The sequence below is a fragment of the Candidatus Gastranaerophilales bacterium genome (genome assembly GCA_028693235.1).
GTDB lineage: Bacteria > Cyanobacteriota > Vampirovibrionia > Gastranaerophilales > Gastranaerophilaceae > JAQUVW01.
The window spans coordinates 62823-86887 of record JAQUVW010000005.1 but is presented as its reverse complement, the minus strand read 5'-3'; the positions used below and the strand labels follow the sequence as shown (position 1 = coordinate 86887).

Annotated in this window: 25 protein-coding genes; 2 read left to right on the top strand and 23 right to left on the bottom strand. The window is 35.4% G+C overall.

Annotation, left to right across the window (positions count from 1 at the left end; genetic code table 11):
• Nucleotides 1-31: 31 nt before the first annotated feature.
• A complete protein-coding gene (locus tag PHV37_09405) occupies nt 32-991 on the top strand; it encodes an ABC transporter ATP-binding protein (protein ID MDD3238295.1) in 960 nt (319 codons plus the stop codon).
• Here PHV37_09405 and PHV37_09400 read toward each other — a convergent pair.
• The 23 genes from PHV37_09400 to PHV37_09290 form a co-directional block, all read right to left on the bottom strand.
• A complete protein-coding gene (locus PHV37_09400) occupies nt 985-1728 on the bottom strand; it encodes a hypothetical protein (GenBank protein MDD3238294.1) in 744 nt (247 codons plus the stop codon). The two genes, PHV37_09405 and PHV37_09400, sit on opposite strands and share 7 nt — an antisense overlap.
• Nucleotides 1718-3451: a proline--tRNA ligase gene (locus PHV37_09395; GenBank protein ID MDD3238293.1), complete on the bottom strand. Its 1734-nt coding sequence runs from the start codon at nt 3449-3451 to the stop codon at nt 1718-1720. Before PHV37_09395 ends, PHV37_09400 begins: the two co-directional genes overlap by 11 nt.
• A gap of 116 nt (nt 3452-3567) precedes the next feature.
• The gene (locus PHV37_09390) at nt 3568-4596 is read right to left on the bottom strand and encodes a response regulator (GenBank protein ID MDD3238292.1); all 1029 of its coding nucleotides are present in this window, start codon (nt 4594-4596) and stop codon (nt 3568-3570) included.
• Entirely contained in the window at nt 4596-6278 is a 1683-nt protein-coding gene (locus PHV37_09385) for an ATP-binding protein (protein MDD3238291.1), read from the bottom strand. Before PHV37_09385 ends, PHV37_09390 begins: the two co-directional genes overlap by 1 nt.
• The gene (locus PHV37_09380) at nt 6265-6474 is read right to left on the bottom strand and encodes a hypothetical protein (GenBank protein ID MDD3238290.1); all 210 of its coding nucleotides are present in this window, start codon (nt 6472-6474) and stop codon (nt 6265-6267) included. Before PHV37_09380 ends, PHV37_09385 begins: the two co-directional genes overlap by 14 nt.
• 42 nt (nt 6475-6516) lie before the next feature.
• The gene (locus PHV37_09375; GenBank protein MDD3238289.1) at nt 6517-7110 is read right to left on the bottom strand and encodes a PilZ domain-containing protein; all 594 of its coding nucleotides are present in this window, start codon (nt 7108-7110) and stop codon (nt 6517-6519) included.
• Between the two features lie 9 nt (nt 7111-7119).
• Entirely contained in the window at nt 7120-9231 is a 2112-nt protein-coding gene (flhA, locus tag PHV37_09370) for a flagellar biosynthesis protein FlhA (protein ID MDD3238288.1), read from the bottom strand.
• A 6-nt stretch (nt 9232-9237) separates the two neighbouring features.
• Nucleotides 9238-10311 carry a flagellar biosynthesis protein FlhB gene (gene flhB / locus PHV37_09365; protein MDD3238287.1) on the bottom strand — a complete coding sequence of 358 codons (1074 nt, stop codon included), beginning with the start codon at nt 10309-10311 and terminating at the stop codon, nt 9238-9240.
• A gap of 6 nt (nt 10312-10317) precedes the next feature.
• Entirely contained in the window at nt 10318-11097 is a 780-nt protein-coding gene (gene fliR / locus PHV37_09360; GenBank protein ID MDD3238286.1) for a flagellar biosynthetic protein FliR, read from the bottom strand.
• A gap of 16 nt (nt 11098-11113) precedes the next feature.
• Nucleotides 11114-11383: a flagellar biosynthesis protein FliQ gene (fliQ, locus tag PHV37_09355; GenBank protein ID MDD3238285.1), complete on the bottom strand. Its 270-nt coding sequence runs from the start codon at nt 11381-11383 to the stop codon at nt 11114-11116.
• Between the two features lie 8 nt (nt 11384-11391).
• Nucleotides 11392-12222 carry a flagellar type III secretion system pore protein FliP gene (gene fliP / locus PHV37_09350; protein ID MDD3238284.1) on the bottom strand — a complete coding sequence of 277 codons (831 nt, stop codon included), beginning with the start codon at nt 12220-12222 and terminating at the stop codon, nt 11392-11394.
• A 76-nt stretch (nt 12223-12298) separates the two neighbouring features.
• Nucleotides 12299-14128 (bottom strand): DUF115 domain-containing protein, encoded by a 1830-nt coding sequence (locus PHV37_09345; protein MDD3238283.1) that lies wholly within the window; start codon nt 14126-14128, stop codon nt 12299-12301.
• 122 nt (nt 14129-14250) lie between these two features.
• A complete protein-coding gene (gene flgL, locus PHV37_09340) occupies nt 14251-15207 on the bottom strand; it encodes a flagellar hook-associated protein FlgL (protein MDD3238282.1) in 957 nt (318 codons plus the stop codon).
• 20 nt (nt 15208-15227) lie between these two features.
• The gene (flgK, locus tag PHV37_09335; GenBank protein MDD3238281.1) at nt 15228-16784 is read right to left on the bottom strand and encodes a flagellar hook-associated protein FlgK; all 1557 of its coding nucleotides are present in this window, start codon (nt 16782-16784) and stop codon (nt 15228-15230) included.
• 36 nt (nt 16785-16820) lie between these two features.
• Nucleotides 16821-17318, bottom strand: coding sequence for a flagellar protein FlgN (locus tag PHV37_09330; GenBank protein MDD3238280.1), 498 nt, complete (start codon nt 17316-17318; stop codon nt 16821-16823).
• Between the two features lie 16 nt (nt 17319-17334).
• Nucleotides 17335-17610: a hypothetical protein gene (locus PHV37_09325; protein MDD3238279.1), complete on the bottom strand. Its 276-nt coding sequence runs from the start codon at nt 17608-17610 to the stop codon at nt 17335-17337.
• A 15-nt stretch (nt 17611-17625) separates the two neighbouring features.
• The gene (locus PHV37_09320) at nt 17626-17964 is read right to left on the bottom strand and encodes a hypothetical protein (protein MDD3238278.1); all 339 of its coding nucleotides are present in this window, start codon (nt 17962-17964) and stop codon (nt 17626-17628) included.
• A 15-nt stretch (nt 17965-17979) separates the two neighbouring features.
• Nucleotides 17980-19086 (bottom strand): flagellar basal body P-ring protein FlgI, encoded by a 1107-nt coding sequence (locus tag PHV37_09315; GenBank protein MDD3238277.1) that lies wholly within the window; start codon nt 19084-19086, stop codon nt 17980-17982.
• Nucleotides 19087-19117: 31 nt separating this feature from the next.
• The gene (locus tag PHV37_09310) at nt 19118-19741 is read right to left on the bottom strand and encodes a flagellar basal body L-ring protein FlgH (GenBank protein MDD3238276.1); all 624 of its coding nucleotides are present in this window, start codon (nt 19739-19741) and stop codon (nt 19118-19120) included.
• A gap of 17 nt (nt 19742-19758) precedes the next feature.
• Nucleotides 19759-20469: a flagellar basal body P-ring formation chaperone FlgA gene (gene flgA / locus PHV37_09305; GenBank protein MDD3238275.1), complete on the bottom strand. Its 711-nt coding sequence runs from the start codon at nt 20467-20469 to the stop codon at nt 19759-19761.
• Nucleotides 20470-20484: 15 nt separating this feature from the next.
• Complete coding sequence (gene flgG / locus PHV37_09300) at nt 20485-21270, bottom strand: flagellar basal-body rod protein FlgG (protein ID MDD3238274.1); 786 nt, start codon at nt 21268-21270, stop codon at nt 20485-20487.
• A 20-nt stretch (nt 21271-21290) separates the two neighbouring features.
• A complete protein-coding gene (locus PHV37_09295; GenBank protein MDD3238273.1) occupies nt 21291-22106 on the bottom strand; it encodes a flagellar hook-basal body protein in 816 nt (271 codons plus the stop codon).
• Nucleotides 22106-22717 (bottom strand): lytic transglycosylase domain-containing protein, encoded by a 612-nt coding sequence (locus tag PHV37_09290; GenBank protein ID MDD3238272.1) that lies wholly within the window; start codon nt 22715-22717, stop codon nt 22106-22108. The genes PHV37_09295 and PHV37_09290 overlap by 1 nt, the downstream gene beginning before the upstream one ends.
• A 233-nt stretch (nt 22718-22950) precedes the next feature.
• Here PHV37_09290 and PHV37_09285 point away from each other — a divergent pair, with 233 nt between their 5' ends.
• Nucleotides 22951-24063, top strand: coding sequence for a glycosyltransferase family 4 protein (locus PHV37_09285; protein ID MDD3238271.1), 1113 nt, complete (start codon nt 22951-22953; stop codon nt 24061-24063).
• The last annotated feature ends 2 nt before the right edge of the window (nt 24064-24065 follow it).

Genomic DNA, 24065 nt, shown 5'->3' with positions numbered 1-24065 from the left:
TTTTTTTGAAAAATAAGTCAAAATGACTGAGATGAGTATTTTAAAAATAGAAAATTTGAATTTATCCTTCAACTTTCAAAGCGGAACCTATCAAGCTTTGCATAATGTAAATTTGGATTTAAACAAAGGCGAAACCCTTGCTATTGTGGGCGAATCGGGTTGTGGAAAAACGCTGACCGCAATGAGCATTTTAGGGCTTATACCGAATACTGCCACAATCACTGAGGGAAAAATAATTTTTCAAAACGATGATTTGTTAAAATTGAACGACTCTCAATTGCAAAAAATAAGAGGGAAAAAAATTGCCCTAATTCCGCAAGACCCTATGACCTCACTAAATCCACTATATACCATTGGAAATCAACTCTTAGAAGTCATACATCTTCACCAAAATTTAAAAGGAAAAGAAGCTAAACAAAAAGCAATTGAAGCTCTTGAACTTGTTAAAATTCCTAACGCAAAAGAAAGATTGAAAAATTACCCCCATGAATTTTCAGGAGGCATGAGGCAACGCGTAATTATCGCAATGGCAATCGCCTGCAATGCAGAAATAATAATTGCAGACGAACCCACAACTGCACTTGACGTAACCGTTCAAGCTCAAATAATGGAGCTTTTAAAAGAAATTCAAAATAAATATCAAACCTCAATCATTCTCATCTCACACGATTTGGGTTTGGTTTGTGAAAATTCAAATAAAATAGCAGTTATGTACGCAGGCTCAGTTGTTGAATACGCAACAAATTCAGAGCTTTTCAAAGCACCAAAACATCCTTACACTAAATCTTTACTAAAATCACTTCCCGATTTACACACAACTAACCTTGAAACTATCAAAGGTCAGCCCCCATCAATTAGAGATGAAATTATAGGTTGCCCATTTGCTGAAAGATGCAATCAAAAACTGGAAAAATGCACAAAACAAAAACCACCTTTACACCAAATAAATCAAGATTCTGCTACTTCTTGTTGGCTTTATGAAGCTCAATAAGATTTGCCTATCAAATCAAAATGGGCTTTGTGCTCAAATTCATCATCCAATTTTGTCAACTCGATTTTATCATTATATCTTGTTTCAAGAGCAAGTGTAATTAAATAGTCTGCAAAATGAGGATTTTTTGGTAGCAAAGACCCATGAAGATATGTGCCGAATACGTTGTTTTTTCTGGCACCTTCTCCTTTGTCCTTGCCATTATTGCCGTTACCGACAGAAACCTTTGCAATTGGAGAAGTTCCATCTTCTAAATAAGTAAGTCCGCTGTGATTTTCGAACCCGACTAAAGAAATCGGCTCTAAGAAATTGGTATAAGCGGTGACATTACCTATAAAACGAGCATCACCGGCAATCGTGTATGCGTCAAGAAGGCTTATACCCTCGAGTTTTTTGCCATCATGCGGTTGATAATACTTACCGAACAGCTGATATCCGCCACATATTCCTAAAAAGACCTTCCCTTCAAGAGCAGCTTGTTTCAACTTTTCTTCATGTTTTTTGAGTTCTAACGCAACGTCAATCTGTTGCTTATCTTGACCGCCACCTATAAAATATAAATCAAACTTCGAAATATCAATATCGTCACCCGGATTGATATCCGTAACCTCAACTTCGATACCTCTATCTTGGCATCGTTTTTTGATTGCGATAATATTTCCCATATCTCCATATATATTAAGGAGTTTAGGGTATAAATGTGCTATTGATATTTTCAAACATGAATTATTTTGCATTGCGAACAATTTCTATTATATTTTTTACCGCTTCTTCAGGAGTCAACTTAGTCATATCACCTGTTTCACGAACTTTATATTCAACAAGCCCTTCTGCAATAGTTTTTCCGACAGTGATACGATATGGAATACCAATCAAATCTGCATCTTTAAATTTGACCCCGGCTCTTTCATCTCTATCATCAATCAAGACTTCAACGCCTGCACTTTTTAACTGATTATAAATACTTTCTGCAACATTTGTTTGTTGCTCGTCCTTTGTATTTACAGGAACAACAAGCACATGGAATGGAGCCAAAGCCAAAGGCCATTTAATGCCATATTCATCATGATGTCTTTCGACTGCAGCTGCTGCAGTTCTTGAGATACCTATCCCATAGCAGCCCATAATAAATGGTTTTTCTTGCCCGTTTTCATCTGCGAAAGTTGCATTCATAGCTTTTGAATATTTTGTGCCAAGCTGGAATATATTACCAACTTCAATCCCCCTTGTAACTTTCAATTGAGCACCACAATCAGGACAAATATCCCCTGCTTCAACCAATCTGATATCTGCAATCTGAGGTAAATCAATATCGACACCCCAATTTGCACCAACCAAATGCGTATCGTTTTTGTTGCAACCTATGACGAAATTTTTTAATTCTTTTACCGTTTCATCAGCAACAATTTTGACGCCCTTAAGTCCTTTAGGCCCAATAAAACCACCAACAGCAGAAAAACCACTGTTTTTCATAATTTCTTCAATTTCATCAGCTCTTGCAATTCTTATCTCGTTGCCTGCAAAAACATTCATCAATTTAGTTTCTTCAACAGTTTTGTCGCCTCTTATCAAGGCTACAACGTAGTCATTATCAACAACATAAACCAATGCTTTGCAGATAACCGTTTCAGAAATATTCAAAAATTCAGCCAACTCTTGAATTGTTTTTGTATTCGGCGTTTCAACAAATTTTGCTTCAGTGAAACCGCCATCTGTATTAACGGATTTTAATTTAGAAATTGCGTGATTAGAATTTGCAGAATAATCACATTTTTCACAATAGAAAACGTCATTTTCGCCTGCATTATTTTCGGCATCTTCATTCACAAGCACCATATATTCATGGGAAACACTACCACCAATCGCACCTGAATCTGATTGAACCATTTTGGTTTCAAGTCCGCATCTTTCAAAGATTTTTTTATAAGCTTTTGCCATAATATCATAAGATTTTTCAAGCCCCTCTTGATTGGCGTCAAAACTATAAGCGTCTTTCATAATAAATTCACGCCCACGTAAAAGTCCGAATCTCGGTCTTATTTCATCTCTGAATTTAGATTGGATTTGATACAAATTAACAGGCAATTGTTTATAGGAGCGAATTCCTTCTCTTGCAATTGATGTAACTACTTCTTCGTGCGTTGGTCCAAGACACATTTCTCTATCGTGTCTGTCTTTTAAACGCATAAGCTCTTTGCCATAGACTTCCCATCTGCCTGATTCTTCCCACAATTCTTTAGGCTGAACAAACGGCATCAAAATTTCTTGGGCACCAGCATTATCCATTTCTTCTCTAACAATATTTTCAACTTTTTTCAAAACTTTCCACATTAACGGCAAATAATTATACACCCCATTAGTCAATTTCCGCATATATCCGGCTCTGACAAGCATTTTATGACTTGCAACTTCAGCGTCAGACGGGAAATCTCTCAAAGTTTCGACAAAAAGTTTAGACATTCTCATAATTATAATTCCTTTATTCGCACAATTTTATAGGTTTATTTTAGCATAAAAACTAAAGCCCAAACATAAATGGCGAATAATCGTGCAATTATAATTGATTATATAATCGATTAATTATTAGCTTGGGGCTCGTCTTTATAGCTTGTAATTTCAAACTGATTAATTTCTTCTATCGCAGAAGGCAAAACTCTTTCTAGAGCATCAACGACTTTTGGGTCGAATTGAGTGCCTGTTTTTTGCTTAATTATGTCTAAAGCAGCGTATGAATCTAACGGCTCTCGATAGGCTCTATTTGAAAGCATACCATCAAAAGCATCTGCAACTGCGATAATTCTCGCACCTAGTGGAATGTCATTACCACTCAATTTAAATGGATAGCCATGACCATCATAATGCTCATGGTGATATTTGATGATTTCAACTACGCCTTTTAATTGTTTAATGTCCTCTAAAATCCGAACTCCATGTTTAACGTGTTTTTTAATTTCTTCATACTCATCTTGTGATAAAGCTTCGACTTTATACAAAATTTCATCTGAAACACCAATCATACCTATATCATGGAGTAAGCCTGCCAATTCAATTTTGGACGACATATCCTCAGAGATATCCTCCATAACACTTACAATTTTCATTGTATAAAAAGTAACACGCCTGCTTCTTCCCAAGGTAAAAGAGTCTTTGGCGTCAAGGGCTTCAATAATAGCTTTGATAGTACCTGAAAATAAATCTTTTAAATCGTTAATCAAGCTTTCGTTATCGAGTTTTAATTGTAAATACTCCAAAGAGTTTGCAACTGTGAGTAAAAGTTCATCCGGGCTATACGGTTTTTTGATATATCTGTATATTTTTGCATAGTTAATTGCGTCAATCAAAATACTTGCGTCTGTATAAGCAGTAACCAAAAGACGCATAGTATTAGGATAGCTGTCATAAACTCTTTTTAAGAACTCAACCCCATCCATTTCAGGCATTTTATGGTCAGACAAAACCAAATCAATATGTTTTTGTTTCAAAATTTCAAGAGCCTCTAGAGGTGAAGTCGTTTTTGTAATTTCGTACTTACCACGCAAGGTTCTGTACAACAGAGCCAAGTTATCAGGTTCATCATCAACAATTAAAATCTTATACATGTCCATTATTCGATTATCTCAAATTCACTTTCATTACCACTGTTTTCGTCCACTGAATCTTTAGGTTGATCAATCGGGAGGGTTATAATAAACTTAGTACCCTTTCCGACCTCAGATGAAACGTCAATGTTACCTTTATGGTTTTTAATAACTTTATAACTGATTGACATTCCAAGCCCTGTACCTTTACCTACAGGCTTTGTAGTGAAGAACGGGTCAAACATTTTGTGCATAGTATCAGGCGACATACCTTTACCATTATCTTCAATTTCAATTATAACATCTTTGTCAATAGCCTTTAGCCTTATCCATACATCGCCTTTATCTTTGTCATCAATGGCATAAGCAGCATTATCAAGAATATTCATAAAGACTTGATTTAGTTGACCGCCATAGGCTTCCACTTTGGGCAAGTTGTCTTCGTATTCTTTGTGTACGGTAATTTTATGTTTAAATTTGTTATATAAGATGTTGAGAGTCGTATCAATTTCTTTTGTTAAATCAATATCAGAAAGTGCAAGTTCTTCCATTCTGGAGAAATTCTTCAAATCCAATATAATATTTCTTGTTCTTTCTGTGCCTTCTTTACAACTTCTAATCAAATCAGGCAAATCAGATTTCAAAAATTCGTAATCAATTTGTTGTTTTAAGTCATCAATGGCTTTTGCACTTTCAGGCGTCATTTCACTTTCTTTATCAGAATAAGCATCAATTATTTCAATCAAATCCTTAGAATAGTTAGTCAAATGGCTCAAATTCCCATATATAAAGTTAATAGGGTTATTAATCTCGTGCATAATCCCCGCAACAAGCTCACCTAAAGATTTCATCTTCTCAGAGTGAACCATCATAGCTTGAGTGCTTTGAAGCTCTGAATACGCTCCTTCAAGTTGTTTTGTACGTTCTTGAACTTTGTGTTCCAATGAACTGTATAAACGTTGCAAAGCGTCTGCCATAAGGTTGTATGACAAAACCAACTCATTTATTTCAACATACGGAGTTTTGTCAACACGATTAGATAAGTCACCTTGCTCAAACTCACTTGTTGCCTGAATTAAAGAATTTAAAGGGCTGATAATTTTTCTTGATAAGAAATATGCAAGCAAAAGCCCCATCAAAATTGCAGCAACCATAAGCCAAGATAACTGATTTATCAACAAATCGAAATAAGGCTTAAACAACGAATCGTTATAAAATCCTGCATATATCGTGCAATCACCACGACCACCTTTTAAATATTTTGTTTCTTTCATCAAGGGGTCAGCATTAAACATCGGCATCAATATCCCGTTGTTTATTTTCATAGAATCTTTCGGCATTGAAGAATATAAAACTTTCTTAGTCTTATTGTTATAAACCACTAAGTACGCCAAAATCTTATTTGAGAGCATGTGTTGAATTTTAGGTGTAATACGAGAATAATCATTCGCCGCCACATCTTTTTCAATCATATTGAAAACGGTTGCGGAAATTGAAACATTCAATATTTCATTTTGCAATTTAGCCTTTTCATTAAGAGCGTTCATTGCTGCGTTGATATACCAGCCCATACACAAAATAATCAACACGATAACCAAACTGGTCAGAAATGCAAATTCAAAACTAAGTCGTCTTTCACCTGATTTAGCAAAGGCGGAAAATTCCCCCCATATACGTTTAATTCTCAAAAACAATCTATTTTTTAACACTTGAACAATCCAATATCTTACCTATACGAAATCCTAGAAAACCTAATGCAAAAGACGGCAATATCAACCTTATCAAAGTAGAATAAACAGCTTCACCGTCTAAAGAAAAACTGTTTACAAGCATAATAGCACCAAGGACATAAATAACAAGGCTTACAAACAATGCTGCCAATCCGCTTGAAAGTTTAGAATACATTTACCAATTTCCTTTTAAAAAGTACTCATAGGCACTTTATCGTTACATATTTTGATTTTCCATCTGTTTTCTAAAACAGAACTGTACCAATGATATTCTATCAATGTTTTTTAAAATCTTAAATCGTCCCGATACAGTATATCCGCCAATATTATCCTGTTCAATCCTGATTGGTTCAAAATAGCAGTCTAAAGCAACATTTTTATCCAAATCAAATTTTGCCTTGTAATCTTTTGACAAAGAAAGTTGAGTTTGGGTAGAAAGTTTCATACCACCGGCACTTATATCTAAAACTGAACATTGTATTGTATTCTCGGTATCTTTTTCTTGGATTAATATATTTTTAGAGAAGTTAATTCTTGTATATTCACGTCTTTGCAAAAACTTGTGAGCAATTGGATAAATCAAATCTATAACAGAACCTGAAACCTCTTTTGTAAAAGTTTCAAAATACAAAAGTCCTTGAGGAGTAATAGCAAAAAGCTCAACAGGTTCATTCACCGTCAACTTTTCATCAGTAAAAAGTTTAACTTTAAAGTACCCGTCACCTGTCGACAACACGGAGCATTTTGTCGCTGCTTCCGGATTTTTCGGAATAATTTTAAAAACCGCATCTTGTGCTATATAACTTTTCATTTATTTCTCCTACAATTTTGCACCTGTCGGAACCTGAACCACCCCGACCGATTTTGCTTTTATATTATTACTTACTTCATTATACGACATAACAGAAATTTGTGGATATGTTCTTTCGACAAGTCGCCTGAATGGCAATCTTATTGGAGAAGAACACAATATGACAGGTTGATTTCCATAATTTGAAATAGATTTTTCAAGCTCATAATTCAAATTATCAAGCAAACTTTTTGTAAACCCGGGGTCTAACATCAGACTTTGCCCGTCAGGACTGACGCCTTGAGCAATTGTTGTTTCAACATCAGGAGCCAAGGTTATAACTAAAAGTTCACCGGTATCTGCAAGGTTTTGCTTGCAAATACTTCTTGCTAAAGCTTGCCTTACTTGCTCAGTTAAGAAATCAGGATTTTTGCTTATTTTAGATTGAAGACTTGCCGTTTCCAAAATCGTCTTCAAATCTCTCACTGAAAGTCTTTCCCTCAAAAGATTTTGCAAAATTTGTTGGACTTCTGCAGCAGAAATCTCTTTCATCAAATCATTGACATAATCTTCTGAAACTTCTTTTTTCAAATTATCGATAAGTTGCTGAACATCAGCTCTTGACAAGATTTCAGCCGCATTCTTTTTAATAACTTCCGTGATATGAGTCGATACAACCGCAGAAGGGCTCACGACAGTGTAGCCCTGAGCTTCGACCATTTCTTTATCTTTTTCTTCAACCCAAGTTGCAGGTAGTCCAAATGCCGGTTCTATAGAACTTATGCCTTTAATATTAGCATCTTCTGTTCCCATAGAATTCATCGCAAGACATCTGTCCACGTATATTTCACCCGTTTCAATCGGAACCCCTTTTAATTTTATTTGATAATTATTCGGAGGAAGCTGTAAATTATCTCTAACCCTGATAGAAGGTAAAACTATCCCCAAATCAAGTGCGGTTTGACGTCTTATCTGTGCAATACGCTCTAGCAAATCACCACCCTGCTCTGCATCTAACAATGGAACCAACCTGTAACCGATTTCAATTTCAATAGCTTCTATTGCCAAAAGCTCCATTACGCTTTCACGAGTAGCTTTTTTCCGCTTCTTAGCTACTTTTTCAAGCTTAGCAGCTTTTTCATCATCTTCTTGTTTTTGTTTATCTAAAAGAGCTTGTTCTTTTTTTGCCTTGTTTTTTATGAAAGCAAGATATCCGACAATCAAAGATACGAATCCAAAAGGAACTGTAGGCATACCTGGGACTAACCCCAAGAATAAAAGCAAAACAGATACAACCGATAAAACAACCGGATTAGAAAACATTTCTTTCTTGATATCATCACCCAAAGAAGTATCTTGCCCGGCGGCTCTTGATATAATCAAACCTGTTGCAAAAGATATCAAAAGTGCAGGGATTTGAGAAACCAAACCATCACCGACTGTCAATATCGTATAGGTACTTAAAGCTTGCATAATATCCATTTTAAGTTGCCAAACACCTATAATTAAACCCGCCACAATATTGATAACGGTAATAATTATACCTGCTGTCGCATCACCTTTTACAAACTTAGAAGCACCATCCATAGTACCGTAGAAATCTGCTTCTCTTTCAAGTTTTTTACGTCTGTATTTTGCCTGTTCTTCGTTTATTAAACCTGAGTTCAAATCGGCGTCAATACTCAATTGTTTACCGGGCATACTGTCCAATGTAAACCTTGCAGATACTTCTGCAACTCTGCCGGCACCACCTGTGATTACCATAAAGTTGATAATGACCAGAATAGCGAAAATTATGAAACCGACGACATAGTTACCGCCGACGACAAACTCACCAAATGCACTGATTACCTGACCGGCTTCGCCATTTAGTAAAATTAATCTTGTCGAACTGACATTCAAGCCCAATCTGAATATTGTTGAAATAAGCAATATTACAGGGAAAGTAGAATATTCCAAAGGCTCTTTTGTAAACAAGCAAACCAACATTATAATTACGGACAAAGAAATATTTATAGTCAACAAGAAATCTAACAACGGTGCAGGCAAAGGCAAAACCATCATACAAACAATGACAACCAAGCCCACCGCAAGGACTATGTCATTATTCTTAAAAATGTTTGCTATACTATTAAAATTCATCTTGTGCTAATTCTTCCCCTTATTCTTATTATATACATAAGCAAGAACTTCGGCTACTGCTACATATAAATCCGCCGGAATCATACCATCTACGGGAACCAATTTGTAAAGCGAACGAGCTAAAGGCTTATTTTCCACAATAGGAACATGATTATTTTGAGCGATTTCACGGATTTTAAACGCCATATAATCAACACCTTTCGCAACAACCATAGGTGCAACAGAGTTGACCCTATCATATTTAATAGCAACAGCATAATGAGTAGGATTTGTAACAACAACATCTGCCTGCGGAATATTTGCCATCATTTTTTGTTTCATCATCTGCATTTGAGCGGCTTTGATTTTTTGTTTAATTTTTGGGTCACCTTCCATATTTTTAAACTCGTCTTTGACCTCTTGTTTTGTCATTTTGATTGATTTTTCATACTCATAGTCTTGGTATTTTCTATCAATAAGCCCCATAATCAACATAACGACACACATGTTAATAAGCATATTTACCAAAATGCTTCCCATTACAGGAAAAGCTACCGTCACATCAGACCCAACAAGCCCAAAGAGTTCGTCCTTCCTTGAATTAAAGACAGAATATCCAACCCCGCCTACAATAGCAACTTTGAGAAGATTTTTTGAAAGTTCCACCATATTTCTAACTTCAAAAGGATTAAGCATTTTTTTTAATGAGCTAACTATTTGAGAAGGACTGAATTTTTTAATATCAGGCTTAATTTTCTCAGGAGCAAACAACGCCCCCACTTGCAACCTTATAACAATAGCCGCAAATATCATTAATGTAACTAAAAAAGGCAGAACAATTTTTGCAGTTGCAATGGCATAAGGCTCCATCAAAGCAAGGATATTCTTGCTTTCAATAGTTTTTGGATTCAAATGAGTAAACGTATCATACAAAAGTGCCTGCAAATCGGACATTATCATCCCCGACATTGCAACCAAAAGCCCCAAGGCAACAGAAAGAGTTAAAGCAGAACTCAAATCCTGACTTTTTGAGATATTTCCTTTTTTTCGTTCCTCGTTCCGTTTTCGAGGAGTAGCAGCTTCGGTTCTTTCTGAGCTCATCTATCCTCACATAAACATTTTAACTATTGTAACCATTTGGGTTGTAATCAAATTATTGACATAAGTCGCCATCGGGTCTAAAAATATTATCATCAAAAATAACCCTAAAAATATCTTTAAAGGAATGGCAACCATAAATATATTCATTTGAGGAATCATTTTAGCCAAAACACCAATCAGAACCTCTAAAATAAACAGCACGCAAAATATAGGAAGTACAACTCCCATAGCGATTTCAAACATCTGAGCACCCATCCTTATAACCTGCTCGACCAACACAGGCGTATAAAGAAAATCAAGCCCCGGAGGGATTTTTACAAAACTTTGATACACAGCAGCAAAGAGCCACTGATAAGCATTTAGCCCCAAAAAAATCATAGCTGTCATCAATATATAAAACTCACCCAAAACAGGAGATTGCGACTGAGAAACAGGGTCCAAAACGTTACTCATCGACAAACCAAGCTGGATTGACAAAAGTTGACCGCCCATTTGAATCCCCGCAAAAATAAAATTTGCAAGATACCCAATTAAAAAACCGACTCCAAATTCTTTAGCCATATACAAAATCATCTCTGGCATAGAGTTTGGAACAGAAAACCCGCTATGAACCGATACCATCGGGTACATAATAAAAGCTACCAACGCCACCAGCCAAATTTTTACCTGTGTAGGAATAGGATAAGTTGAGAATAACGGAGCAGAAAAAATCATCCCGCTCAACCTTGTCAATACGAGGAGAAAGCCGACTATATTTTTAACCGATAATAGCTCTATTAACTCCATTCTCTCTGTTTTTATCCTATCTAATAAATACTTGAATTTTGTCAAACCAGTCATTCACATGGTCAATAAACACATTCATCATCCACGGCAATGACACAATCAAAGTCAAAATACCTGCGATAATTTTCGGCACAAATGTCAAAGTTGATTCTTGTATTTGAGTTACAGACTGAAAGATACTTATTATCAGACCAACCACAACACTAACAATAAGCACGGGGGCTGACAAAATCATAATCAATACCAAAACACTCTGTATTAGAGTCAATAGCTGAGCTTGATCCATCTTTCCTCCTATACCACAAAGCTTTCAAGAAGCGATTTCGTAATAAGGTACCAACCATCTATCATGACGAATAAAATGAGCTTAAACGGTGTTGCAACGACCGTAGGAGGCAAGAACAACATACCCATAGATACCAAAATACTCGAAACTATCATATCAATGACCAAAAACGGAAGGAAGATAACAAACCCAATTGTAAAAGCTACTTTCAATTCGCTCAAAACAAATGACGGCAATATAATATAAGTAGGAACATCATTCCAATTTTTGGGACGTTCCAGCTTTGCCATATTGCAGAACAATGCGATTTCCTTTTCTTCCGTGTGCTTAATCATAAACTCACGCAGGGGCATAACTGCTTTTTCTATCGCAACCTGCTGGGTAATCTGATTATTCAAATACGGTTGAACTGCATTGGTGTTAATTTGATTAATCGTAGGAGCCATAACAAAGAAAGTTAAAATAATTGCCAATCCCGCCAAGACCTGATTCGGTGGTAACGAAGCCGTACCAATCGCTTGTCTGGTCAAAGCAAGCACAATTATAATCCTGATAAATGCCGTCGTCATAATCAATATACTTGGAGCAAGCGTCAAGACTGTCATTAAGACAAGAATTTGCACTCCTTGAGTAAATTCTTGCGGTGTATTTGCATTTGTCATACCGACAGTAACCGTCGGGAAAGTCACTGCAGCAGAAGCGGCAAGCGGCGTTAAAAAACTAACCAGCAAAGTACACAGTATTTTTGCATACTTTTTTATAAAATTCATCGGAATTATTTCCTCCTCAATTACGACGTATGTCAATAGACATAAATACTCAATAATATCATACGCCATACATCAGTTTTTTCCGAATTCTTTACCGTTCTTAATCATATTAAGATAGTTTTTAGCCTTTTACCAAGACTCTGTTTTATAAAAATTTTTCTAATAGAATATTCATCATGTTCAACATTTGTTCAAACAAAATCATACCCTTTATTCGAGCATTTTTTAGTGCATTCAAATCTCCGTCATATTTTGGAGCATTCAAATCCGAAAACGAGCAAATATAGCCTTGCAAAGCCTCTTGCAAAAACAAATCCGACATAAGTTTTTTTACAATAATCAATTCTTCATTTTTAATTTGTAAGCATAGCTGTTGTTCAAAATTTTCACTTTTTGAAATATCATTCACAAGTGTAAACCGCTTAGATACCCAATCAGCCAAGATGTCCCTTTGATTTGTAATATTTATCTTTTCATTTTCTGAAAGTTCTCGCCAATACTGAACTATTTCTTTAGATAAAAACTGATTTTGATTGACAACAAACTCGACATCAATAGTACCGTCATCATCTTTAAGATTTAATTCGCTTAAAACACTTTCGAAATCCAAATATTTCATGCCTGAAATATTTGCTCCAAAGTTTGTTACATTATAAAGATTGTGTATTTTATCTTGTTGAAAAATAGAAGATAATTGATTGATAAAAACAAGATAATCGTCACGGGTCAAAACCTTTTGCCCGTTGTGAGCAATAATTTCCCTAAGACCTTTTGTACTCAAATAAACCTTATCGGGATGGTCTTGTTTAAAATTCAAATTCCCTGATTCTGTTTCCAAGTCCACTTTTCTACCGGCATATATTTCGCCGTCTTTGAAAGCCAAATCAACACCTGCGAAAATAAGATTTTTAAATCCCATTTCAGTTGCAGCAAAATAGCACTGAGCAACGCCTGTACCGGCTGTTGCCGATAAAGAAATCGCATCAAAATGTTTTTTCAAATCCACGCTAATTGAATCATTCTCCAGCAAAAATAATATTTTAGAAGCATATTTCAAATTGTAAGTTGCACTATCGACTTTTGGAGAAGCAATCAAATTAACCTTCTCGGTTAAATTTGTATAATGCCGCATAGAAAACTCTACAAATTCAGCATCAGCAACAACCATAAAATCAGGTATAAAATTTTGTTCTGCCAAAAAATCACAAACTTTATTTACAGCAAAAATCACAAATTTGTCTTTATTTTTTTTTATATACTCAAAATTTGTTCTCAAAGAAGGTCCTGCACCTAGAATAACGGCAGTTTTGCCTTGATATTTATCTCTGAAACAAGATAAAGGAACAGCTCCGTCAAGTTTTTTTATATTTTGAATAAAATTACCGACCCATTTACCGCTAAGACGTTTGATTGTATTCACATCAGAAATTTTTGACGTGCAAGTTTCAAAAATCTTGGTGCTGAAATCTATAACTTCTTGCGAAAATCTTGCCGCATAAGCCTCAGGATAGACAACCTCAACTCTATCAGAAGTCAAAAATCTATCATTTACAAAATCATTTACCGAATTAGCATCTTCAGCGAAAAAAACTCGCCCCGAAGACAATACAGCAGAAAAATCCACATACTCTAAAACAAATCTTAAAACCTCAACAAACGGCTCATAAACGACAATTCTTGAAGGACAACTTATATATGTTCTTTTCAACAAATACCCGAGTCCAAGCCCATAAATAATGACAAAATCATTTTTAGTCAAAGGTGCTTTTACGATTGAATCCCAAACATTTTTAGAGTTTTCAATCGGATTTTCCAAACTTTCCAAAGCAATACCATCTTTAGCAATCACTAAATCACCTGATTTTGCTTGATGAACACTGATATTTTTTGCCGCATCTTCTATTGAAATTTGCTCAATTTTATCAGCAATTTTGGGTGAATATTTTTTTAATGCACTTAAATTCTTTTGAAGCATTATCTGATTATAAACCACAACGGAGATTTAATCTACTTTTTATTTTTAAAAAACAAACAAATAAAAAGAGGCATAGAGCCTCTACAAAATGGTAAGTTTAACTTTTATTCTTGCAAATTTGTTTAAATATAATTTAAGAGTGAAATTTGCATTGTTTTAGAAACAGAAGACAAAGATGCCTGATAAGCATAATTTTCATTACTATAATCAGTAATTGCTTGAATCATATCCAAATCTTCTAAATTCGAACGTTGTTCTGTAACAGACAATGACAAATCCGTCAAATAAGACTCCGTCATATTAAGTCTGGTAGAAGCATAAGAGCCGTATTCGGTTCTAACGTTATTTATTGTATTCAATCCGTCTTTAATAGTACCGATACTCTCACTGATTTTTTGAGAATCAGGAGGATCTAACGCTAAAGATTCGCTCAAATCACCTAAAGCCTTAAATAAACCCGAACCTTGAGAAGGGATTGCCGGATCAACTGTAGTATCAGAGGGTGTAAAACTGCCAAACACATCAGAACCGTTTACATTCAACGCTAAATAGGTGCCTTCCATAATTTCCATAGTTCTGCCGGAATCTTGAGAACCTGATGAGCCTTGGTAAACAATAGAGCCATCTGCACCTTTCGTATAAGCAGGTGAAGACACATTGTTGCCCGCAAAGATATATTGACCGTTATATTGAGTGTTTGCAAAGTCCATTACAGACGCCGTAATCTGGTCGATTTCAGTTTTTATCGCACCCAATTGGTCTTTTGAATAAACACCGTTTGAACCTTGAACAGCAAGTTCATTTGCTCTTTGTGCAACATTAATAACTTGAGCCAAAGAACTATCCAACATATTAATCTGTTCTCTTGCGGTATTAATATTGTCTTTATAAGTTGATATTTTATCTTGTTGACGCCCCAAAGATAAGATTTGAGCAGCATCTACACAATCATCAGACGGTCTGTTAATTCTTTTTTGAGATGAAAGTTGTATTTGTGTGTTCAACAAGGCTGATTGATTAGCCATCATTTGAGAAACTAATCTGTCGCTTGTCCCTAGCGTAGTTGTTCTAACATACATCCTGTATTACCTCGTTTTTATTATCTTCCTAAATTTACAAGTTGTTCCATTATGCTTGACGCAACGGAGAACACTCTTGCTGAAGCTTCGTAAGCTCTTTGATATTTAACCAAATCAACAAGTTCTTCGTCCAAACTTACACCGATGCAGCTTTGCCTTTCTTCGTTAGAAGAAAGATATAAAGAATTTGCTGACTTATAGTTAAATTTAATAGTTTCTATTTGCGAACCCATATTTGTAACAGAAGTTGTTAAAAATGTTTCGGGATTCATATTGTTCAAGCCCGCAATAGAATTGTTTCTGACTTGTCCCATAAGCTTAATATTTTCACTGTTACCGACAGCTTTTGGGTCATAATCTGCAGACGTTGTGTCGACTCTTGCAGTAGCTACTTTCCAGTGGTCAGCTTCTATACCGTCGCTGACTTTCATGTTTAAGGCACTAATCGGTGCACCTGCAGTTTTAGAATCAAAAATAGGAGGAAGCCCACCAGCACCTGCATAATCACTCAAAATTTGGTTTCCGTCTGCATCATAGCCTATTGCCATAGCTTTTTTGCCGGCACCATCATCAAATTGTTGAATACCATTTATAGCTCCTGCAAACTCGTTAGCTAGGATATCTATTTGGTCTAACATACTTTGATAAGAAAGCACACCAGCCTCATCACCGCCGATTTCTAAAAACGAAGCAATGCTGCCTTTTGTGAATTTATCATTCACATTTGTATTGATAATATTACCGTCTTCGTCTTTTAGTTGAATAGTTGTCGGGTTTGTATCATCACCCATTGTTACATCAAGTTTATTTGCTTTATTACCCTTGACAAGACTTAGCCCGTTTATATCAATACTAACAGAGTTGTTATCATTTTCAGTTACAGTTATTGGAGCAAGTTGAGAGATTTCATCTAACAATTTATCCCTTTGGTCCAAAAGAGCATTTGGCACTGTATTCCCGACAGAAGACTGAACAATATTGTCATTAATTTCAGCCAATTGTTCCATTTTTGTGTTCAATTCGCTTATATTCATATAAAGCTTGCTGTTATAAATACTTTGCGGGTCAGAAGTATTACCGACAGCACTTGTTCTTCCATCTGTTAAGGTTTGGGCTATTTGATTAAACTGAGTACAAACGACCTCTGCTTTTTTGATAAAATTGACTCTCGCAGTAGAATCTGCAGGAGTAGAGTTCAATGTACCAACTGCTGTAAAAAATTGAGAAATAGCATCAGAAAGTCCGCTGCCGGCAAGCTCGTTTAAAGAATTTTCAATAGCCGAAGCATTTTGGTACAAAGAAGAATAATAACTCAAATTCGAAGATTGTTGACGATAAGACGAATCCAAATAAGAATCACGATATCTTTGAATAGAGCCTATTTGAGCACCTCCGCCTATTTGGTAATTATTATTCAGACCACGGATAGTCGTATAGCCGGTGTTCACCTGATCAACTCTTTGCTTTGAATAACCTTGAGTATTCATGTTAGCAATGTTATTACTGACAACATTCAAAGCCGATTGATTCATAAGCAACGCTTGTTGCGAGATATTAAACGTATTGTATAGTGACATTTCGAAAATCCTTTTTCTTTTCTAAGCGGGAGTCTTCTATACTTCTTCACTGACAGAAGAAATATTCAAAGAACTCTGTTCAACCATCTTTCCTTTTTGGTTGTATTCCTTCGTAGGTATAGCAACTTCATTCAAAATTATTTGCATAATTTTGTTTGTCGTTTTAATACCATATTTTGTCAATTCATTGTTTAGACGCTCTTGCCTAATCAACTCTTTAACCAGCGAGTTAAGTTCATTTTGAAGTTCTGTGAACTTATCTGCCTGATTCTTGTCAACACTAAGAGCGGCTTCTACAACCTCTGACAAAGTCATAACCTTTCCCGAAGTTGAAACGGCTATTGTTTTGCGTTTTTCTATAAGTGATTTCACACTATCCAAGTGTTTAAGGATTGTTGAGTCAATATCTTCAAGCTTTTCGACATCACGTTTTGTCAAAATTTCTTGTTTTTCTTTATATAAATTCTCAAGTTCCTTATATAAAGTTATTTCCTCATTTAAGCAATTTTCTAACATTTCAAAGTCAATTTGCATTATACTTCCTTTACAATTAGACCATCCAGTCAGCGATGACGCTTCTGCCGTATGTTAAGCCATACTTTATATCATCGTCTGAAAGACCGTCTTCTCCTAACAAAGAGGCATATTTTTTAACATCTTTAACATCTACAACCTTTAGCATGTCATTGTTGTCATTCAAATGCACACCATCAGCTGTCATGGGTTCGTTTTTTTCGGGTTTTTCTTCTGCAACTGCCGCTTTGAAAGCATTTGTTGCATTAAAAAATCTTATTGAATTTATTCCTGAATTGATTCCGCTTACCATTTTTACTCCCTATCCCTAATCCTGAATATTCTTTTCCATTTGCTTATATATTTGAGAAGCAAAACCAAACGAAGTTTTTGGATTTTTCGCAATATCTCTTGCCATTTCATTAAACATATATGACTTAAACGTTTTCAGGTAATCCCCTTCTTTCCCGAAAACACTTTCTTCATCTCTTTCTACTGTTTTATCAAGCAAATTCAACATTTTTGACACAAATACAGCTTCAAATTCAGATGCTGTTTTTTTCAATTGTTCTTTATGAGAACCGCATCTTTTAATTTGATTAAATATTTGAACCTCTGAAGATGTTGGTTGAGTATCCATATTCACTTGATTGTATTGACTTACCATTTTTTACCTTTGAGTTTAAATAATTTGTAGCTCTGCTTGAAGACTTCCTGCCTCTTTCAATGCTTGTAATATTGAGATTAAATCAATCGGTGTAACGCCGATAGCATTCAATGCTCTTACAAGGTCATTCAGGGTGTTATTTTCTGATATTTTGACCAAACTGCCTGTTTGTTTTGTGATATCCACATCAGAATTTGCAAACCCGACAGCAGACCCTCCTGAGAAAGCCCCAGGTTGAGATACTTCATTTCTTGTTGTGACGGTTACGGTTATATTTCCGTGAGCAACGGCTGCCGGCATAAGTTTGACTTCGCTGCCTATTACAATTGTGCCTGTTCTTTCGTTTACAACAACTTTCGCTTGTGGCTTAGAAACATCAACATTCATATTTTCAATAATTGATAAAAAGGCAACTCTGTCATTTTGAAAATTTGGAGGAACGATAACTTTTACGCTGCTTCCATCAATTGCTCTGGCTTGAGAAACTGTTTGAGATAAAACCTGTGCTATTCTCGCAACCATTGTATAATCTGTCTTGTCCAAAGAAAGAGTTATACTGTCTTCATCGCCGATTTGAGTATTTATATCACGTTCGACAATCGCACCCAGAGGAATTCTTCCTGTTGTTGTAATAGCTGTTCTTTTGCTTGAGCCGTTAGCTTCACCTGACGCTCCACCAACTGACAAAGGACCTTGAGCTGTTGCAACAACTTCACCGTTAGGAGCTCTTAAATGAGTCAAAATCAAAACTCCGCCTTCTAAGCTTTTTGCATCTGCCATTGTTGAAACAGTAACATCAATTTTGTCGCCGTTTTTAGCAAATGGAGGAACAATCGCAGTAACCATAACAGCAGCTGATGAACCTTTTTGAATGTAGTTTGACTGACCGATTACGGTACCAAGATTTTGCAACATTAACTGATTTGTAATTTGAGTAGAACGAGAGTTGTCACCTGTTTTATTAAGACCTGTTACAATACCATATCCTACCAATTGGTTATCTCTTACGCCTTTAACGTGTGTAATATCTTTAATCCGCACATACGCAGAATTCGCAGGCTGTTGTGGCAATATCGCAAATGCCATCAATCCTATTAATAATATGCTGAATAATTTTTTCATTTTTTTACCTTTATCCTCACCCAAAGCCGTTTTAGAATAAGTATTTAACTGCTCTGTTGATAACACCTTCGTTGCCGGCTCTTGAAGTAGAACCTTTACCGTTTAGAGCGAATTGAAGATTGGCAACATTTTTAGAACTTATTTGACCTATATCATTAATCCAACGTGGGTCAACAATACCACTGACAAGCAAATCAACTCTTTCACTGGCATTAAGCAATGTTTTCTTACCTTGAACCAATAAATTACCATTTGGCAACATTTGAACAACTTGGACGGTAACAGAATCATTCATCGCTAACTCTCTCTTGTTGTTTGTTGAACTACCTACAGAGTTGCTTCCGCCAAAGTTATTAAATTGATCATTAAATATTTTTCCGGGCAATATTTTATTTAAGAAATTTGTAAAATTATCAACTGTATTTGAACTTCTTTCAGAGCCATAAGTCAAACTATCTTTGACAATAACGTTTTCATTCATAACAATAGTAACCAAATCCCCGACAGAGCGTGCTCTTACACAGCTGTATAAAGATTTTGGCTCAGAATAATAGCTTTGAGAAGCATTCATCATAAACAATGACTCGCAACCTGCAATTTGAGCGGTTGCTATAACCATTGTTAAAACTATTAAACCTCTTATTCCCCTTTTCATTATTTTATTTTCCTTTTTTATATTTCTACAAGAACTTTGTTTATACCGATAACTTTACCCATATAAACTTTTCTGTACGTCTTATTTTCAACACTGATATAATCACCGATTTTACCTTCGACAAGGGCTGTCCCATCAACAACAATGGACATATCATCATCTGTTTTAAAAATAACCTTTACCATTGCATTTCTAACAATATCGGGGTGTATTTTGCAAAATCTTGAGTCAATTACTTCTCCGGGGCGAAACATTTTGCCTGTAATCATTTCTCTCGGCAAATCTTTTTGAGTCAAAGGACGTTGCGGAGTGCCCAAGATATTAGCTCTTTTAAACTCTACATTTTTAGAAGACAAAAGACTGTCACGTGAGATTATATCTTTTGCAATCATGACATTTTCATATATTTTTATCTCGAAAGGTACGCCAATTGAATGTTGGTAAATTCCGTTTGAATAAACATCAATTTTTTTGTACTCTTTACCCAACAAAACAGGACTGTTTGAATTAATTTTGAATGACAAAACACCATCATCAAAAGTATAAGACTGCATAGGGATATGAATAACTTTTACATCTATATCTTTATAGCCTTTAGCTCTCAACTCTTTTTCCTGTTGAGATTGAAGCATCAAAATAAGCGAATCTTTAGTAATCACTTGAGCGTCAGCCTTTGCAATTCCGAAAGTTAAGATTGATATTAATAATGTAATTAAAAGTTTTTTCATTCAGTTATTCAAATCCTATACTATTTGATTTGTTTGTCTCAAAATGTCTGATGAAGCTGTGATGATTTTAGAATTAGCTTCAAATGCTCTTTCTGCCTTAATCAAATTAATAAGTTCGTCAACAAGTTGAACATTAGAACCTTCAAGATAATTTTGCTGTAAAGAGCCATATCCGTCTTCTCCCGGAGTTCCTTGAATAGGCGTTCCCGACCCCGGAGTTTCTACATACAAGTTATTACCGACAGAAAGAAGCCCCGCAGGGTTTTGAAATTTAACGAGTTGAATTTGACCTACGACATTAGGATTAGGGTCTGTACCAACTTTTACAGATACATTACCATCAGATGAAACTGTCACTTCTGATGCATTTTGAGGAATAGTAATTTGCGGTTGTATTAGTTTTCCGTCTGTTGTGCAAAGTTGTCCCATTGAATCCACTTTAAAAGAACCGTCTCTTGTATAAGCTGTAGAGCCATCAGTTTGCATTATTTGAAAAAATCCTTGACCTTCTATTGCAATATCATAAGGATTCCCTGTAGATTGAATGGTTCCGCCTGTAAAAACTCTTGTTGTAGCAGAAGTTTTTACCCCAAGCCCTATTTCAATACCAACCGGCTGATATGTACCTTGGTTAATCATTGCACCTGGTGTTTTTACAGCTGTTGAGAGCAAATCTTGAAACTCTGCTCTTGATTTTTTGTAGCCTGTTGTATTTACGTTCGCAATGTTATTTGCGACTACGTCTAAGTTATTTTGTTGTGCCATCATGCCTGTTGCTGCTGTCGTTAATGCTCTAAGCATATTTTTCCTCCAAAACTAATTTATAGTCTAACCTTACCCAAATTAATAGCCGTCTGCAAAAGAGTCGAGTTATTTTTCACCATTTTACTCAAAGTTTCATACGTTCTTGAAACATTGATAGAGTTAATCATTTCAGTAATTGTATTGGTGTTAGAAAGTTCGACTGCACCTTGTTGCAGTGTAAATTTTTCCGCTTTTAAAGGCGGATTTGTTTGAATATCAGTCGGCACAAATTTACCCGCACCGAGTTGTCTCATATTTTCTTTATCTGAAAAATCATACAAAGCCAATTTTTGAAGAAGCTTTGGATTATTCGGATTACTTATAACAATTTGCCCATCACCTTGGAATGTAACTTGGTCAACGGTAGATTGTTCACGGCGAAGATTGATATCGACAGTCTTGTCTCTAACATCAAGAACATATTCGCCTTCTCTTGTTACAAGCTTGTTTTGATTGTTTATATAAAATTGTCCATTTCTTGTGTACGAAATATTTCCGTCCAAATCTTGTATTTTATAGAATCCATCTCCTTCAATAGCGACATCTAATGGATTTGAAGTTCTATCAAGAGTTCCTTGAGTAAAAGCCAACAAAGATTTATCTGTTTGAGCCCCCATTGAAATGTTGCCTACATATTTATAATCGGCTGATTTGATATCAGCTCCCGGAGGAGAAGTTTGTTCAACTCTCGCATCATACAAACTTTTAAAACGCAACGCAGACTTTTTAAAGCCTGCCGTATTGACATTTGCAAGATTGTGAGCAATTACATCATTTTCATCCATTAAAGCTTGCATGCCTGTTGCTGCGATTTGAAGACCTCTTGTTATCATCAGATGCCTCCTTTAAAGTTTTGATAATTAGCCATTACATTTTTGACATAATTTTTTGTTTCGTTATATGGGGGAATACCGCCGTATTTGTTGACAGCACCGGGGCCTGCATTATACGCTGCTAAAGCAAACTCTTTGTTGCCGTCAAATCTATCCAAAAGCCCTCTTAAATATTTTGTGCCTCCTGCTATATTTTGCTCGGCATCATAAGCATTATTTACGCCTAAAGACATTGCCGTAGCAGGCATTAACTGCATAAGTCCCATAGCTCCGCAGTGAGAACGAGCTTTCGGGTTAAATCCTGATTCTTGCTTTACAAGTGCTTTTACAAATGAAGCATCAAGATTATTTTTTTCTGCGTATTTATCGATTAAAGAATCAATATCTTTTCTTGTTGAAGACTTTGTTGTGTCATTAACAGCAGGTGAAAATATTTTTTCAGAAGGTGATTCAGCTGCCTCAACATTTTTTTCTGCCATTGTATTGTTTAATATAGCTTGGAAATCAGAATCCACTTTCTGAGCAGCAAAACCTGACAATTCCTGAAACTGTCTTTCTATTGATTGCATTCTGCGTAGTGCAATATCTAATCCTGTCAATTCCATTGACATTATTCTGTTTTCCCCAAGTTATTTACTTACCATTTTGCGAGGGAGCCTATATAGGTACTCTATGCCTCACTAATAAATTACTATATTTAGATGACCCCATTCATCCACCAAGTGATTGAAATAACCACCTTTCTATAGACCATCAGGTCAATATTTTTTATAAAATATCATTTTTAAGATGTATTTTCTCAAAATATTGCTCAATGTCGTTAAAATGTGCTAACATTAATTTTATGAAAAACATAAAAATCGCAATTCTTTTAGACGGTTTAAACCATGGCGACAACACAGGGCGTGGGGCGACTTCCTACGCTGTGAATTTTATTGAAAATTTAACCAAAAATTTTCAAGTCGACCTTTATTGCAAGAGTAGCGACTTGGATAAATTCTTTGACATAAATGTTATTAAACTTGAAGACATAAATGTAACTAGCTCTTTTTTCGAAGATAAAGGCTACTCATTTGTTTGGGATTGGACAGAGAGCTTTTTCAAATCTGATGAATATAAAACCTTCTTCCTAAGACATTCCCACTCCAAAATATATAGAGAATTTGTCGTCAGAACACCTTTTGAAATGTTTTTTAAAAAAATATTTTCAAGAAGCAGATTGATGAACAAAGAAAGAATTGAAGAAGTTCAAGAAGAATTTAATGATTATAATTTTCTAATCGCAAATTCCTCGATTGCTAAACGTGATTTTGTAAACTACTGCAAAATGCCTTTCGAAAATGTTGACGTCTTATACCCCTGTTTAAAAGAATTTAAACCATATAAAAAAGCGGAAAATAAAACCTTTACTTTCGGAATGAGTGCAACTACTTTTGCCCTTAAAGGCGGCTATACTTTTTTAGAAGCCTTACATAAATTAAACAAAACTCATAAAGACTTTAAGGCTAAAATCATTTACCCTAATCATAAAAAAACACCATTTTTTAAAATATTATTATTCTTGTTAGGATTGCAAAATAAAGTTGAATTTTTAGATTTCCAACCTGATATGAGCGATTTTTATACCTCTATCGATTGTCTTGTATGCCCTTCCAGAGAAGAAACTTTCGGGCTTGTAATACTTGAAGCAATGGCATCAGGGCGTCCTGTCATTGCATCATCAAGATGCGGGGCTGTCGATATAATCGCACACAACGCCAACAGCTGGATTTTCGATTATGAAACCAAGCCGGTTAAAAATTTATCTGAAACGATGAAAGAAGTTCTTGCCTGCAATAATCTTGATGAGATTTCCGAATTTGCTTATTTAACAGCTAAAAATTTCAACATGGAACGCCATAGCGAAGATTTAAAAAAGATTCTCACCTCTCATTTGAAGCAAGAATCTTTAGTTTAGAA

Coding starts and splice junctions, on each gene's coding strand:
- PHV37_09295 (MDD3238273.1), bottom strand. CDS start 22,106: ATGATAACAAGAGGTCTTCAAATCGCAGCAACAGGCATGCAAGCTTTA.
- flhA (MDD3238288.1), bottom strand. CDS start 9,231: ATGAATTTTAATAGTATAGCAAACATTTTTAAGAATAATGACATAGTC.
- PHV37_09395 (MDD3238293.1), bottom strand. CDS start 3,451: ATGTCTAAACTTTTTGTCGAAACTTTGAGAGATTTCCCGTCTGACGCT.
- flhB (MDD3238287.1), bottom strand. CDS start 10,311: ATGAGCTCAGAAAGAACCGAAGCTGCTACTCCTCGAAAACGGAACGAG.
- PHV37_09290 (MDD3238272.1), bottom strand. CDS start 22,717: ATGTCAATGGAATTGACAGGATTAGATATTGCACTACGCAGAATGCAA.
- PHV37_09400 (MDD3238294.1), bottom strand. CDS start 1,728: ATGCAAAATAATTCATGTTTGAAAATATCAATAGCACATTTATACCCT.
- flgA (MDD3238275.1), bottom strand. CDS start 20,469: ATGAAAAAACTTTTAATTACATTATTAATATCAATCTTAACTTTCGGA.
- PHV37_09375 (MDD3238289.1), bottom strand. CDS start 7,110: ATGAAAAGTTATATAGCACAAGATGCGGTTTTTAAAATTATTCCGAAA.
- fliP (MDD3238284.1), bottom strand. CDS start 12,222: ATGGCGTATGATATTATTGAGTATTTATGTCTATTGACATACGTCGTA.
- PHV37_09315 (MDD3238277.1), bottom strand. CDS start 19,086: ATGAAAAAATTATTCAGCATATTATTAATAGGATTGATGGCATTTGCG.
- fliR (MDD3238286.1), bottom strand. CDS start 11,097: ATGGAGTTAATAGAGCTATTATCGGTTAAAAATATAGTCGGCTTTCTC.
- flgG (MDD3238274.1), bottom strand. CDS start 21,270: ATGCTTAGAGCATTAACGACAGCAGCAACAGGCATGATGGCACAACAA.
- flgK (MDD3238281.1), bottom strand. CDS start 16,784: ATGTCACTATACAATACGTTTAATATCTCGCAACAAGCGTTGCTTATG.
- PHV37_09310 (MDD3238276.1), bottom strand. CDS start 19,741: ATGAAAAGGGGAATAAGAGGTTTAATAGTTTTAACAATGGTTATAGCA.
- PHV37_09325 (MDD3238279.1), bottom strand. CDS start 17,610: ATGGTAAGCGGAATCAATTCAGGAATAAATTCAATAAGATTTTTTAAT.
- PHV37_09390 (MDD3238292.1), bottom strand. CDS start 4,596: ATGGACATGTATAAGATTTTAATTGTTGATGATGAACCTGATAACTTG.
- PHV37_09380 (MDD3238290.1), bottom strand. CDS start 6,474: ATGTATTCTAAACTTTCAAGCGGATTGGCAGCATTGTTTGTAAGCCTT.
- PHV37_09330 (MDD3238280.1), bottom strand. CDS start 17,318: ATGCAAATTGACTTTGAAATGTTAGAAAATTGCTTAAATGAGGAAATA.
- flgL (MDD3238282.1), bottom strand. CDS start 15,207: ATGTATGTTAGAACAACTACGCTAGGGACAAGCGACAGATTAGTTTCT.
- PHV37_09320 (MDD3238278.1), bottom strand. CDS start 17,964: ATGGTAAGTCAATACAATCAAGTGAATATGGATACTCAACCAACATCT.
- PHV37_09345 (MDD3238283.1), bottom strand. CDS start 14,128: ATGCTTCAAAAGAATTTAAGTGCATTAAAAAAATATTCACCCAAAATT.
- PHV37_09285 (MDD3238271.1), top strand. CDS start 22,951: ATGAAAAACATAAAAATCGCAATTCTTTTAGACGGTTTAAACCATGGC.
- PHV37_09405 (MDD3238295.1), top strand. CDS start 32: ATGAGTATTTTAAAAATAGAAAATTTGAATTTATCCTTCAACTTTCAA.
- fliQ (MDD3238285.1), bottom strand. CDS start 11,383: ATGGATCAAGCTCAGCTATTGACTCTAATACAGAGTGTTTTGGTATTG.